This is a genomic window from Butyrivibrio sp. M55 (assembly GCF_900116865.1).
In the GTDB taxonomy this organism is placed as follows: domain Bacteria; phylum Bacillota; class Clostridia; order Lachnospirales; family Lachnospiraceae; genus Butyrivibrio.
In genome coordinates this window covers 360,208-375,377 of sequence record NZ_FPCD01000001.1, presented here as the reverse complement: position 1 = coordinate 375,377, position 15,170 = coordinate 360,208, and the positions used below count along the sequence as shown (strand labels likewise).

Annotated in this window: 9 protein-coding genes; all 9 read left to right on the top strand. The window is 39.5% G+C overall.

Going from position 1 to position 15,170, the window contains the following annotated elements; genetic code table 11:
• Nucleotides 1-2 precede the first annotated feature (2 nt).
• The 9 genes from BM398_RS01735 to BM398_RS01695 all read left to right on the top strand — a co-directional run bounded on the left by BM398_RS01735 (nt 3) and on the right by BM398_RS01695 (nt 15,140).
• On the top strand, nt 3-1,208 hold the full coding sequence (locus BM398_RS01735) for an ABC transporter permease (RefSeq protein WP_092336149.1): 1,206 nt from the start codon (nt 3-5) through the stop codon (nt 1,206-1,208).
• Nucleotides 1,175-3,646: an ABC transporter substrate-binding protein gene (locus BM398_RS01730; RefSeq protein WP_092336148.1), complete on the top strand. Its 2,472-nt coding sequence runs from the start codon at nt 1,175-1,177 to the stop codon at nt 3,644-3,646. Before BM398_RS01735 ends, BM398_RS01730 begins: the two co-directional genes overlap by 34 nt.
• A gap of 38 nt (nt 3,647-3,684) precedes the next feature.
• Nucleotides 3,685-6,132, top strand: coding sequence for an ABC transporter substrate-binding protein (locus BM398_RS01725; RefSeq protein ID WP_175531793.1), 2,448 nt, complete (start codon nt 3,685-3,687; stop codon nt 6,130-6,132).
• 37 nt (nt 6,133-6,169) lie between these two features.
• Entirely contained in the window at nt 6,170-8,506 is a 2,337-nt protein-coding gene (locus BM398_RS01720; RefSeq protein ID WP_092336146.1) for an ABC transporter substrate-binding protein, read from the top strand.
• A gap of 99 nt (nt 8,507-8,605) precedes the next feature.
• On the top strand, nt 8,606-11,059 hold the full coding sequence (locus tag BM398_RS01715; RefSeq protein ID WP_092336145.1) for an ABC transporter substrate-binding protein: 2,454 nt from the start codon (nt 8,606-8,608) through the stop codon (nt 11,057-11,059).
• 72 nt (nt 11,060-11,131) lie between these two features.
• Nucleotides 11,132-12,295: a hypothetical protein gene (locus BM398_RS01710; protein ID WP_092336144.1), complete on the top strand. Its 1,164-nt coding sequence runs from the start codon at nt 11,132-11,134 to the stop codon at nt 12,293-12,295.
• 148 nt (nt 12,296-12,443) lie between these two features.
• On the top strand, nt 12,444-12,746 hold the full coding sequence (locus BM398_RS01705) for a hypothetical protein (protein ID WP_092336143.1): 303 nt from the start codon (nt 12,444-12,446) through the stop codon (nt 12,744-12,746).
• 301 nt (nt 12,747-13,047) lie between these two features.
• Nucleotides 13,048-13,533, top strand: a complete 486-nt coding sequence (gene mscL, locus BM398_RS01700; protein WP_092336142.1) for a large conductance mechanosensitive channel protein MscL — start codon at nt 13,048-13,050, stop codon at nt 13,531-13,533.
• Nucleotides 13,534-13,625: 92 nt separating this feature from the next.
• Nucleotides 13,626-15,140 (top strand): cobyric acid synthase, encoded by a 1,515-nt coding sequence (locus BM398_RS01695; protein WP_092336141.1) that lies wholly within the window; start codon nt 13,626-13,628, stop codon nt 15,138-15,140.
• Nucleotides 15,141-15,170: the final 30 nt, after the last annotated feature.

Here is a 15,170-nt window from a genome sequence, read left to right as displayed (position 1 = left end):
TTATGGATAAAGAAAAAGTATCAGAGTTTAATGAAAAAGCAAAAAACAAAATAAAGACTTTTTTAATCGAAGCTAAAGTACCGCTTATACTCATTACGATACTGCTTTTGATAGATCTTATTCTGGGGATCATAACGAGATTTGTGGTTGGGAGTATGCCCGATCAGAATGTTATAGGAAGATTATCTGTTGATGATAAATGGGCACAGGTAAGTGTGTTTTATGCCCAGAATCAATGTATTGATGAAAATGCCATAAAAAAACTTGAATATGATTTTAAAAATAAGATGGTAGATGAGGGCGGAATCAACGAAAAAAAGCTGAATTTCAGCAGTTGTTACAGCGCCCAGGGATCGGTGGCCATAAGCTACGATAAGGATAAAGAGCCGTATAAGGCCCGCGCCATAGGAGTTGGCGGAGAGTTTTTTCTTTTTCACCCGCTTAATTTTGTGACGGGTAATGCATTTAAAGATGACCCCACGATGCCCAATTATATCGTGTTGGATAAGCAGATAGCGTGGGATATGTTTGGATCGAGCGATATATGCGGAGAAGTTGTCTATATCAATAATGCTCCCCACTATATCGCAGGTGTTATAGACAGAGAAAAGGGAAGGTTTAATGATGCCGCAGGACTTAAAGAACCTGTTATCTATATGTCCTATGAAAGCCTTTCAAGATTTGGAGATATATACAGCGGCAGAACAGTAGAAAAAGAGATTTCCGAAACCGGACAGAAAGCGAAGTTCGGCGGAATCAATTGTTATGAGATTGCTTGCCCCAATCCCGTAGAAGGGATTGTTTGCAAATATATAACTGAGAGTTGCGGTCTGGATGGCGGATCGGTGCACATCTGCGAGAATTCAGAGAGGTTTAAACCTATGTCGCTTCTCGAAGTTGCAGCTTCTTTTGGTACAAGAAGTATGTGGCAAAAGGCAATATATTACCCTTATTGGGAAAACATTGCCAGAGGATACGAAGATGTTTTATCCGTCCTTTTTATTATCGGACTGTTTTTGAAAGTGAGCGCTGTTGTGACAGTCATCCTTTTTGTGAAGAATTGCTATACGCATAGGGAGACTGATCTTCACGGCTTAATGGAAAAACTGGCTGATAAGAAGTATGAACTTGAAGTGAAAATGAATGACAGGAAGAAGAAAAAGAGGATAAGTAAATGGGAAAAAGACAATTTGTCGGGAGAGCAGTAAGTTGTTTGCTTGTATCCGTACTTTTGGCAACATCGATGACCGGATGCGGTAAAAAGAAAAATAATGGCGTTTCATTGGAAGATGCCAAGAAAATTGATAAAAACTGTATTTTTAAACAGGAAGACCTTGAAGGTATTCTTGAGCCGGGCGAAGAGGTATCTGTTCTTACTAGTGCCGGAGATAAGATTAAGGTTGTTGCAAATACCGAAAATGGAAAGTGCAGATTGATCTCATTTAATCCGGATGGATCCGATGTGCAATCAGTTGATGTCGGAAGCGGAAAGGACACTTATGTATATAACTGCGTATTCGATAAAGACGGAAACGCTTATATGAGAGTCTATGTAGGCGATAGAGATATGATGTATGGTGGAGGCGTAGAATCCGGTGATTCTGAAGATGCTTCTGCAGAAGAAGTTTCATTTGCAGATTCTTCTGCGTCAGACGCTTCAGTGGCTGATACTGCTACAGCAGACGCTTCTGCAGCAGAAACATCAGCTGATGAGGCTAATGCTTCTGAAGACAGTAAGTCCGAAGGTGATGCACCGGAGGAAGGAAAATCTTATTTTGTAAAGCTCGATCCTACAGGAAAAGAGCTTGCAAAGGTTGACCTTGACCAGTTTTCTAAAGAAGGAGCCGGTGAAGATGAAGGATTCGATCTTTACAATATGATGTGGACTGAGAAATATGGTCTTATCGGTCTTTCAGAAGAAGCAATTGAGACTTTTGATGAGAAAAACGGTCCTCAGGTTCTAATCGAGAAAAAAAAGATCTGCGGCGATGACGGATGGCTCGGCAATATTTCTAAACTTTCCGAGAATGAGCTTCTTATTACTTATTATGGTGGTTCGGGAGAAGACGGCGAAATTAATGCGATTCTCGACCTTGATAAAAAGGAAGTCGGTAAGAAGCTTGAAGGCTTCGGTAAGTATGGAAATTATAGTTTCTTTACAGGTGGCGAGGGAAATCTTTACGCATCGAATGAAGACGGTATTTTTAAATATGATATGAACGCAGGGAAGCTTAATAAGCTCCTTGATCTTAGAGATTCCAACATAGGTAACGGTGGATATATGTGGTTTGATGCCGTTGCACTAAGCGATACTGAGTTTATTGCAAATCTTCCCGGATCGGATGATGTCAGAAACAGTGGTTCAACTTTGGCAAGACTTACCAAAGTTAATCCGGAAGATGTAGTTGACAAGACCGTTATTACACTGATGTCACAGTACATGAATGGTGATATCGGAAATGCGATTATGAAATTTAACAGATCAAACGATAAGTATATGATCAAGATGATCAATTACGATACTTTGTATCAGGATGATTGGGAAGCTGCACAAAAGCAGTTTAATCTTGATATCACATCGGGAAAAGCTGCTGATATTATCTGTGTTTCAAATAATGAAGCAGCATTACGTAAGTATGTTGATAAGGGAATATTGCTTGATCTTACACCTGCATTTGAAAAAGGCGGTCCGCTTGGAGATATCGAGTATATTCCCAATGTGGCTGAAATGATGAAAATTGACGGTAAATTCTATACATTCATGCCTTCGTTTTATGTTGAAACATGTTCAGCAAAGACAAAATTCCTTAATGGAAAAACAACTCTTTCATTTAAGGATTGGGATGATATTATTAACGCCAACGGTGCAAAATATGATCTTGCATTCGGAACGTATAACTCAAGAGAAAGTGTCGGATCATATTTATGGACATATTACGGAGACAAGTTTGTTGACTGGAAGAATAAGAAGTGTAACTTTAACAGTCCGGAATTTATTGATTATCTGAACTTTGTAAATAAATTCCCTGATGAGGAACATCAACACGAAAGTGAAGAAAACGGAGAGTGGGTTCCTGAAGAAAAATATGTCCAGGAAGATAAGACATTGTTCTACAGAACATTCTTAACAAGCTTTGAAGAGTATGGTCGTACAAAGAATCTTACCTTTAAAGAAGATTTTGAATTTGTAGGATTCCCTAATAACGACGGCGAGAATCTGGCAGCAATATATCCTTCTACATTTGCCGTAAACAGCAAAACAGAACATAAGGATGTTATTTATGATCTGATTAAGAGTATTTTGACTGCGGAAAAGGATTCCTTCTATGGATTCTCTCCGGTTAAGGCTAAGTTTGAAGAACAATTTGCTGAGGCTACAAAAGAAAAGTCTGAAGATGATTATAATTCGACTTGGTGGGATCAGGTTACCGGAAAGGAAGTAAAGGCAAAACCTCTTACTCAGGAGGAAGCGCAGCTTGTGAAGGATTATATCCTTGGTATCAAGTCGCTTGAATGCTATGACGAGGAAGTGTCCAAGATTGTTGAAGAAGAGACTGCAACATTCTATAGTGGACAGAAAACGGCTGAACAGGTTGCTGAGGTTATTCAGAACAGAGTTACAACATATCTGAATGAGAACAGCTAATGGCTTGAATGTTCAGTCAAGATTTACGGAGAAGAGAAATGAGAAAAGTTGGTACAGTAAAGAGTACTGTTTGTAGTATTCTTGTTCTGTTACTTTGTGTAACATCAATTACCGGTTGCGGTAAAAAGAAAAATAATGGCGTCTCATTGGAAGAAGCCAAGAAAATTGATAAAAATGTAATTTTTAAACAGGAAGACATGGAGGGCATTCTTGAACCCGGCGAAGAAGCTTCTATTATCAAATGTGTCGGCGATAAGATAAAGCTCTTTGCAAGGACCCAAAATGGAAAGTGCAGATTGCTTACATTTAATCCGGATGGATCCGATGTTCAATCTGTCGATGTCGGAAGCGGAAAAGATTTTTATGTAATTAACGGTTCTTTTGATAAAGACGGAAATGCATATTTAGATGTCTATGAAGGCAAGAGAAATATAGAAGGAATGCCCGATGATACTGAGGATTCAGAATCAGGTGCAGCAGATGAAGCTTCTTTGGACGCTTCGTCTGCAGATTCTTCTTCTACAGATGCTTCTTCTGCAGACGCTTCTGCAGAAGAAACTCCGGCTGATGAATCCCAGTCTTCCGGTGATGGCGAAGACAGAGCATCAGAGGATGGCAAAAATTATTTTGTAAAGCTTGATCCAAGCGGAAAGGAAATTGCCAAGGTTGACCTTGCGCAGTTTGCTCCTAAAGATAATCAGGACGAAGGCGTTGAGTTCAATATTTATAATTTGACATGGACTGAGAAATACGGTCTTATTTGTCTTACGGAAGATGGAGTTCAAACCTTTGATGAGAAGACCGGTCCGCAGATGCTGATTGAAAAGAAGAAAATTTGCGGTGAAGACGGTTGGATCGATAATCTTGTCAAGTTGTCAGAGAATGAGATGATTATATCTTATTATGGTGGAGAAGACGGCGAAGTTAACGCTATACTCGACCTTGACAAAAAAGAAGTCGGAAAAAAGCTTGAAGGCTTTGATAAGTATGGCAATTATACATTTTTCTCAGACAATGCAGGAAACATGTTTGCATCGAATGATAGCGGAGTATATAAGTATGATCTCAAGGGTTCTAAATTAAATAAAATTCTTGATTTTAAAGATTCCAATATCGGCACAGGTGGTTACATGTGGCTTGAGATGGTTGCGCTAAGTGATACGGAGTTTATTGCAAGTATCCCTGAGGATGAGCAGTATAGTAAGGTTTCTCTCGCAAGACTTACCAAAGTCAATCCTGAAGATGTAGCGGATAAGACTATTATTACGCTTATGTCAGAGTGGAAGGATTCAGAGATTGGAACTGCTGTCATGAAGTTCAACAGGTCAAATGATAAGTACCAGATTAAAATAATCAACTACAATGAATTATATTCTGATGATTGGGAGACTATAGAAAAGCAGTTTAATCTTGATATTACGTCAGGAAAAGCTGCCGATATCATAAGTGTTTCCGGAAGCGAAGCGGCTATTCGCAAGTATGTTGATAAGGGTATTTTGATGGACCTTACACCTGCATTTGAAAAGGGAGGACCTCTAGGTGATATTGAGTTACTGCCAAATGTGGCTGAAATGATGAAGGTCGACGGCAAAACATACACATTTATGCCTTCATTTTATGTTAATTCATATGCTGCCAAATCAAAATTCCTTAATGGAAAAACAACTCTTACATTTAAGGAGTGGCAGGATATTATTGAAAATAGCGGAGCAAACTACGATCTTGCTATGGGAACATATAATTCAAAAGAAAATATGGGCGCAACTTTATGGTCAAGTTATGGCGATATATTTGTTGACTGGAAGAATAAGAAGTGTAATTTTAACTCACCTGATTTTATTGAATATCTGAATTTTGTAAATAAGTTTCCCGATGAGGAACATCAAAATGAGGGTAAGGAAAACGGTGAATGGGTTGATGATGATAAATATGTAGCAGAGGATAAAACTATTTTCTACAGGACATTTTTCTCGGACCCCGGTGATTATGCACGTTATAAACAGCTGGCATTCAGAGAAGATTTTGAAATGGTAGGTCTTCCCAATAACTCCGGTGAGAATCTTGCTTCGCTTAATGGTTCTATATTTGCGGTGAACAATAAAACAGAACATAAGGACGTTATCTTGGATCTCATTAAGGGTGTTTTGACAGATGAGAAGGATTCATGGTATGGATTTTCGACAATTAAGCCTAAGTTTGAAGCGCAGTTCCAGGAGGCGACCAAGGAAAAACCTAAGGATGACCAGACATACTGGGTAGATCCCGTAACCGAAAAGCACGTTACATTAAAACCTTTATCTGAAGAGGAAGCTCAGAAGTTACATGATTATATTCTTTCCATAAACAAATTGGATTGCTACGACGAAGAAATAAACAATATTGTTCAGGAAGAAACGGGAGCATTCTTTGGCGGACAAAAGACTGCCGAACAGGTTGCCGAAATTATACAAAACAGAGTTACAACATATCTTAATGAAAACAGCTAATACTTGATTATTCAGTCATAATTCATGGAGAAGAGCGATGAAAAAAGTTGGTGCAGTAAGGAGTGTTGTTTGTAGTATTCTTGTTCTTTTACTTTGTGTAACATCATTTACCGGTTGCGGTAAGAAAAATGATGCTGCGAATTCCGGTGGAAATGAAACTTCTGTTGAGCCAGGAAAGGTTGATAAAAATCAGATCTTTAAAGCGGAGAAGATTGATGGAATTCTTGCACAGGGTGAACGAATAGTTTGCATGGAATGCATTGGGGACAGAATAAAGGCATTTGTCAGTACCGAAGAGGAAAAGGACAGATGTATTTCATTCAAACCCGACGGAAGTGATGTTCAGACTTTTGATGTTGCAATTGGGGAAGATTATCATTCTCAATATTGTACATTTGACAAAGACGGAAATCTTTTTCTGAATTGTTTTTATGAACATTACAACGGAGCACCTACGGAAGAATCTTCTGATGAAGCTTCGGATGCTGCTTCGGCAACGGAAGAGGCTTTACCGGAAGTTATCGATGATTCTTCTAAAGGCGGAAAAGCGTATATTATTAAGATTGACAGCAGCGGAAAAGAGCTTTTTAAAGCAGAGCTTCCCGAAGAACTGACAGAGGATCCGTTCTTAAGTATTACCGCAATGGAATGGACTGAGAAAAACGGTTTGGTTCTTTGCACTCCGAGAGGAATTGAGACATATGATGAAAAAAAAGGTTTCAATGTAATCTTGGATGAAAAAGCATTAGGTGGTTCATATGATGGCTTTGGAACGTTGTTTAAGGACTCGGATGACCGCTTGTACTATGAGGGAAACGGCGAGTTTGCATGTTGTGAGGTTGATTTTGCCAATAAATCTTTAGGCGAACCGCTTAAAGGCTTTGAGGATTCCATGTATGAATTCTTTAGAGGCGCTGATCACAATCTGTATGTGAAGAGTTTTGACGGTATTTTTACATATGATTCCAATCAAGGGAAGCTTGAAAAAATCCTTGATTATGATTATTCCAATATTGGATCCGGTCAGTGGACAACAGTTGGCTGTGCCGTTGCGCTTAGTGACAAAGAAATCATTGCGGATGTTCCGTTAGATTATAACTCAGAGCTTAACAGGCTTACGAAGGTTGATCCCAAGGATGTGCCGGATAAAACTCTGATCACGATGAGTGCCATGAATATGGACATGCGTGTTGAGAGTCAGATCATGGATTTCAACAGAACAAATGATAAATATAGGATTGAAGTTACCAAACACTATGATTATCAGGATGATTTCAATAACGATGTTGTATCGGGGGATCTTCCGGATATTATCATGGTTTCCGGAATCTATAGTGACATGTACTCCGATTTTGGAAAATGTGTCGACAAGGGGCTTTTTCTCGATCTTACTAAGGAATTTGAGAAGGGCGGAGCTTTTGGAGATATAGAAATGCTTCCAAATATTGCGGAGATGATGAAGACAGATGATAAGTATTATTCTGTTATTCCATCTTTTGCTGTAGTAACGTATGCAATGCGTGAGCAGGATGCCGGTGGTAAGACTTCGATGTCTTACAAGGATTGCGAAGAGATGGCCAAGAGTCATAACTTTGAGATTGATAAGGCTTTTGGCGGCATGATAAAAAAAGATAATCTTGTTGCACACGAGTGGAAGTTTAACAAGAATAAATATATTGACTGGGAGAATTCGAAGTGTGATTTTGACAATCAGGATTTTATTGAGTTCTTAAACTTTGTAAATAAGTTTCCTGTTGAATCAGACGATTATCCAAAGGATGGAGAGGCATTTATGAATCCTGATTTTAAATATGCCAATGGCGAAGCTTTGTTCCGTGAATCACCTTTTTCTAACATGGACAGTTATATTGAGCTTAAACAGGGCATCTTTAAAGATAATGTCACCTTGATAGGGTATCCCAGTAAAGATGGAGAGAATTTATCCTATATCATGCCGATTGCTTTTGCTGTGAACAGTAAAACAGCAAACAAAGAAGGTGCATGTGAATTTATCCGGAATCTCTTTGACATAAGAGAGGGACAGTATAATGAAGTTCCCTACGCAGGTTTCCCTGCCGATAAATCGAGATTTGAAGCTGAACTTGAGAGATCGACAAAAGAATTTAGCGGAGATTCCGAAAGCGATTATTTCTATTTTGGTGATAAGATAAAGAAAAAGCCTTTATCACAGGAAGAAGTAAATGGCTTTAAAGACTTTGTAATTGCAATTGATACAAGATACGAATCAGATGATGAAGTAGGAAAGATTATATCTGAAGAGTGCGCGTCTTTCTTTAGCGGAAAGAAAACTGCAGAAGAAGTAGCGGGACTGATACAGAACAGAGTTAGCGTTTATGTCAATGAGAATAGTTAATATTTAAATACATTTTGCATCATGGGGAGGACACTTTTTTCCTATGATGCAAAATTTATATAAAGAAATAATCTATTTAGCATTATGGAGTAAGAACAAATGAGAAAAAGAAGTTGCCTTAAAAGGACTGTTTGTTACGGTTTGATTCTTTCATTGTGCGTTACTTCCTTTACGGGATGTGGCAAGAAAAAGAGTGCACAAGCAGTATTGGAAGAAGCCAAAAAGGTTGATAAGAACTGTATCTTTAAGCCGGAAGATATTGAAGGTGTTCTTGAAGATGAAGAATATGTTCTTTCTGTAGACAGCGTAGGCGGCAAGATTAAAGTAGTAACCCAGTCATCAAATGGAAGTGCTGCTTGTGTTTCTTTTAATCCCGACGGATCGGATATTCAGAGAACAGAACTTCCTCTTGGAAAGAACGATTATATTTCGCAGCACGCCTTTGATAATGAAGGGAATTTTTATTATGAGTTTTTCCAAGGAACAGATGAAGGGGATGGAAATGTGCTTTATTCTTCATCCGATTCTTCAAATAATGGATCTTCTGCAGATGGAGAAACTGCAGCTGCAAATGAAACATCTGCTGAGGGTGAAGAAAATGATGCAGAGAGCACTGCAGCAGAAACTTCAGATGGAATTGCCGAAGATGCAGCCGGTACGGGAAGCTCCGAAGACGCCGAAGAAACAGATGATTCAGAAGGCGATTCCGTAGAAAATAATGGCGACTTCTTAGTAAAATGCGACAGCACAGGAAAAGAAATTTACAGGAAAGATCTTTCTAAGCTCCTTTCAGAAGAAGATTATGGCCTTGGCACTATGATGTGGAATGATAAATATGGTCTTATCTGTGGTACTGCAAAGGGAATTCAGACTTATGACGATCCAAACGGCTTTAGCATACTTGTGGATGCAAAAGAGCTTGGCGAATATTATGCGGGAGCAACTTTTGTAAAAGGGCAGGACAATCAGATTTTTATAGAATATTACGGAGAAAAAGGCCGTGAAATGCATTTGATTGATCTTGATAAAAAGAAGCTTGGAGAAGCTTTAAAAGGATTCGCTGAAGATAACTATTATAATTATTTTAGCGGTGAAGGCTATGACTTCTATGCTTCAGACAATAACGGAATCTATGGATATGAATGCAAATCGGGAAAGCTCACAAAGCTTCTTGATTACAATGATTCAGGCGTTGGTTCCGGATCTTGGAATTCTATATATTATGCAGTGGCACTCAGTGAGAAAGAGATTGTTGCAAGTGTTGATGATGCCAACGGTTTTGGCCGGATAGTAAGACTTACCAAGGTCAATCCCGAGGATGTAAAGGATAAAGTTCAGGTTACTTTCGGAAGTTTGTATGTCGATCCCCGTGTCGGAAACGCTATTATGAACTTTAACAGAACAAGTGATGAATATTCAATCAAGATACTTGATTACAGCAAGCTTTATCCTGACGCGGAAGATGGCGGAGAAAAGCAGTTTAATCTTGATATCACATCAGGTAATGTTCCGGATCTTATCGAGGTTTCCAATCTTGATAACGGTGCCGAGAAGTATATAAATAAAGGTGTGTTCCTTGATCTTACACCTGCGTTTGAAGAAGGCGGAGCATTGGGAGATATTGAGCTACTTCCCAATATAGCGGAGATGATGAAGTATGACGGAAAGTATTATACTGTAATACCTTCATTCGGCATTCAGACATATGCTATAAGATCTAAGTATACTAACGGAAAAGACGGATTTACATATAAGGAATGCGATGATCTTATTAAGAGTAAGAATATTGATTATGCTACCGCTTTTGGTGGATATCCTTATAAAACAACTGTATTATCAGACGCTTTGTACTTTGACGGTGACAGATTTATCGACCGGAAAAATAAGAAGTGTAATTTTAACAGTGCCGATTTTATCGAACTTCTTAATTTTGCAAAGAACTTCCCGGAAGAGCCTGATGAAGGCGCTGAGTATGTTGACTATGAAAAGCTATATGCTGAGGATAAGGGACTGTTCTATCGCACAGGTATTTACAATATAGAGGATTACACCAGATTAAAACAGGCAATGTATAGGGAAGACTTTTCTTTTGTAGGATTCCCCAATATTGATGGAAAAGATTCATCGGCAGTTTATCCTACGGTTTTTGCTGTGAGCAGTAAGTCAGAGCACCTTGACAGTGTTTACAGCGTTTTAAGGGATCTGTTTAATCCTGATGAAAAAATGAATTCTTATGAGTTTTCTTCCAATAAAGCGGTGTTTGAAGCAGGACTTCAGGAAGCGGCAAAAGAGGTTGATGAAAACTCGGATGATGCATATTTTTATTCATGGTGGACAAATGATAAAGTGAAAAAACAGCCTTTGTCTCAGGAAGAAATTCAGAAATTTGAGGATTATGTTCTTTCTGTCAATCTTAGGACATTTCGTAATGATGATATAGAGAACATAGTTAATGAAGAGAGCGCCGCTTTCTTTGCCGGACAGAAAACAGCAGAACAGGTTGCTGAGATAATTCAGAACAGAGTTAATGTATACATTAATGAGAATAGCTGATTTTATAGGAGGGTGCGCGCTATTTGCGTATCCTCCTATGCTATAATAAAGATTAAAAGTGGAGATAAGTGTATGAGAAAAGAAAAACTATCAAAAAAAGTTGTAACTGGCATCCTTGCATCGGCTTTATGTGCTACAGCTTTTACGGGATGCGGAAAAAAAGCAGCCGACGGTATGACTGTTTTGGAGGAAAAAGCTCCACAGCAGGCGGAGAACAGCGGTATTTTTAAACAGGCAAATCTTGACGGAATCACCAAAGAAGGTGAGTATCTGGAATTCTTTGATTATGAAAGCGGAAGGGTAATTGCCGTAGCTCACGGGCAAGACGGAAAACGCAGATGTGTTTCTTTTAAACCTGACGGATCCGATATAAAATCTTTTGATATTGCAGGCGACGGAAACAGTATGTCAGCTCTTTTTACTGCTGACAAAGATGGAAATCTCTATATGCAATATCAGGAATTCTCCGAAGAAAAAGGAAGCGCAGAGGACGAGGAAGGTGTTGCTCACGCCGGTGAAAATGACGGAAGCCCAGAGGCTAACGGAGATGGCGAGAATGATGATGCAAGCGTCGGAGATTCAGTACCTGCAACCGAAGAAGGCGCAGAAGATATTTCTTACAAGGTAAGCAAGGCTTTTCTTGTGAAGTTCGATACTACAGGAAAAGAAGTGCTTAATAAAGATATCATTGATGCTTTTTCGGGAGAAGAAACCTTTAGTGTCAATGGTCTTGTCTGGACTCAGAAGAACGGTCTTTTGTTCAATACTACAAAAGGAATCATGAAATTTGATGAGAACAGCGGTCTTAGCACTGTTATGGAGCGCGGAGATTTCGGCGATTCATATGAGGGATATTGCACTCTCTTTAAAGGAGCGGACGATCAGCTTTTTGCTTCGATATACAGAGTCGAAGGCGAGGGATATATGTGCTACAAGGTCGATCTTGATAATAAGAAACTCAGCGATCCGCTCGGAGTGTTTAATGACAATTATTATGATTTCTTCTCGGGCGAAGGCTATGATTTCTATGCGGCAGACACCGAGGCGCTTTACGGATATGACAGCAAGGCCGGCAAAGCAGTGAAGGTTGTAGATTTCCCCGAATCGGGAATGAGTCCCGACGTTGCAGGAATCGTGTTAAATCACGCCGTAATTGTGAGCGATAAAGAGATTATTGCTGATATGCCCGGTGGATCGGAGTTTACAGCAAACATCTGCAAGCTTACAAAATCGTGAGCGTTATAACGCAGAAAAACAGTGCGTTTGCGTCACTAAAAACTGTAAAAGCCGGTACGTTATATGGTTAATTTTATCTTTATGGGCTAATATTAATGAGTTTTTTTCTTCCGAGTGATATAATACATCCTGGAGGAAAAATGAAGAAATGGATGATAAGAAGATTATGAATGAAAATGTACCCTACGTTGTCCATGAGGCAACATTGTCAAGGCTTGAAAGAGGCAACAGAAGAATGTTGATCGCGCTTGCAATTTGCGTGGTCGTGATGCTACTAAACAATATTGCTTGGTTTGTGCATGAGGAGCACATCGCTAATCCTGATAAGTATGACAAACAGGAGAGTGTAACTGATAACGAGGATGAATCCGGATACGATGGTGGCTACGGAGACGAGTACTCCGATGAAGACTATCGTGATGGTAGAAGGGAGTCGGGGAAAGGACGCTAAAGATAAAAATTTCCTCGATAAACTATTTGGTAATCTGAAAAAGAACAAAGACGGAAGTAAAGACACTAAAAGTAAGAAAGATACCAAAAAGAAAAGCGATACTAAAAACAGAAAAAACAGTTAATAATATTTGACCTGATAAAGATAGAATATAATACGGACAGGCTCATGGATTTTACTCTGTGAGCCTGTTTTATTATTGGGAAAATGTGGTATAATCTCTGTGTATTGTTGGCAGATTGTTATTGTTCATGCGTGAATGATAACAATACAATTTCATATTGATAAGGGGAGAAAAAGCATGACAGACAAAGTTAAATCAGTTACAAGTAAAGGCAAAGGTCTTGCAAATGAATTCCGCGAATTTATTATGCGCGGCAATGTTCTCGACATGGCAGTCGGTGTAATTATTGGTGGAGCATTTCAGAAGATTATTTCATCTCTTGTTGATGACATAATCATGCCGGTAATCAGTATTATCACAGGCGGCATTGATTTCAACAATATGTTTGTATGCCTTGACGGCAACTCGTATGTAACACTTGAAGCGGCAAAAGAAGCAGGAGCCGTAACACTTAACTACGGAACATTTATCACCGTTGTTATCAATTTCCTTTTGATGGCAATCGTAATCTTCGCACTTGTTAAGGTAATGAACTCAGTAAGTGCCAAGTTTGAAAAAGAGAAGGCAGAGGAACCAGCTACAACAAAGATCTGCCCTCGTTGCAAATCTGAGATCAACATTGAGGCAACAAGATGCCCTCATTGCACATCCGAATTGGGTTGATAGTATATTATTCTTTAGTTTATAATAGTTTAGGAAAAAGAGTCGCGAGCGGCTCTTTTTTCAATAAAAAGCTTTTTTTATAGGATAAAAATATGGCAAAAGTAATCATGGTTCAGGGAACTATGTCGGGGGCGGGAAAAAGCCTTCTTGTAGCCGGCTTGTGCAGAATATTCAGGCAGGACGGCTATGTGGCAGCACCCTTCAAATCTCAGAATATGGCGCTTAATTCCTTTATCACTTCGGAAGGACTTGAGATGGGACGAGCACAGGTTATGCAGGCGGAGTGCGCAGGCATTGAACCTTTGGTCTGCATGAATCCGATTCTGTTAAAACCTACAAGTGACGTGGGTTCTCAGGTTATCGTAAACGGCGAAGTGATCGGAAATATGAGTGCCCGCGAATACTTTGCATATAAGAAAAAGCTTGTTCCCGATATAATCAAGGCATTCGAACAGCTTAGTAAAAAAGCTGATATCATCGTGATAGAAGGTGCGGGAAGCCCCGCAGAAATAAACCTAAAAGAAAATGATATCGTAAATATGGGAATGGCCAGGATGGTCGATGCACCTGTTATTCTTGTCGGTGATATAGACAGGGGCGGAGTTTTTGCCCAGCTCTTTGGAACAACAATGCTTCTTGAAGATGAGGAGAGAGACAGGATAAAAGGCTTTGTGATCAATAAATTCAGAGGCGATGTTTCTTTGCTTGATTCAGGAATTGATATGATTACTGAGAAAACAGGCATTAAGACGGCCGGAGTTATCCCATATATGAACATCAAAGTTGATGACGAGGATTCACTTACCGATAAGTTTAATGACAAAGCAAAAGCGGAAGTTAGCGGAAATGCAGCGGATATCGTCGTTATAAGGTATCCCAGGATTTCCAATTTTACAGACTTTAACTGCTTTGACGCTCTCGGTAATGCGGTTGTAAGATACGTTGATTCTGTATACAATCTTGGAGACCCCGATATTATCTTCCTACCCGGAAGCAAGAATACTATAGCCGATCTTAAATGGCTTAGGGAATCGGGCCTTGAAGCAGCGATAAAACGATATTCAATGAAAAAGCCCGTATTCGGAATCTGCGGAGGTTTCCAGATGCTTGGGAATAAGATAATCGATCCTTCCGGTGCCGAAAGCGGAATCGGTTCCGCAATCAGAGGAATGGAGCTTCTTGATATCGATACGCAGATTAGGGAGGAAAAGGTCAGAAAGCAGATTGATGCTAAGATTTCTTTTCCGAAAGGGGTATTTGAATCACTTAAAGAAGTGGAGATTTCGGGCTATGAGATTCACATGGGCGAGAGTGCCAAATGCGGAGCGGCTCAAGTAGGCACAGGAGCCGGCGGAGATGCAGATACCGGAAGCTTTGTAGTCAGTAACGGAAAGAATGTCTATGGAAGCTATGTACACGGCCTTTTTGATAAGGGGAATGTTGCTGCATGTATATTGAAAGCCCTGGGCAAATCGGATTCAGAGAAATTTTCTTATGAAGAATTCAAGGAGAGCCAGTATGATATACTTGCAGATACAATAAGGCAGAGCATGGATATGGATTATGTGTATTCGTGTCTTGCAGAAGCTAAGATTGTTCCAAGTTAGAAAAGATTTATTTGTTGGCTGTAGTAATAG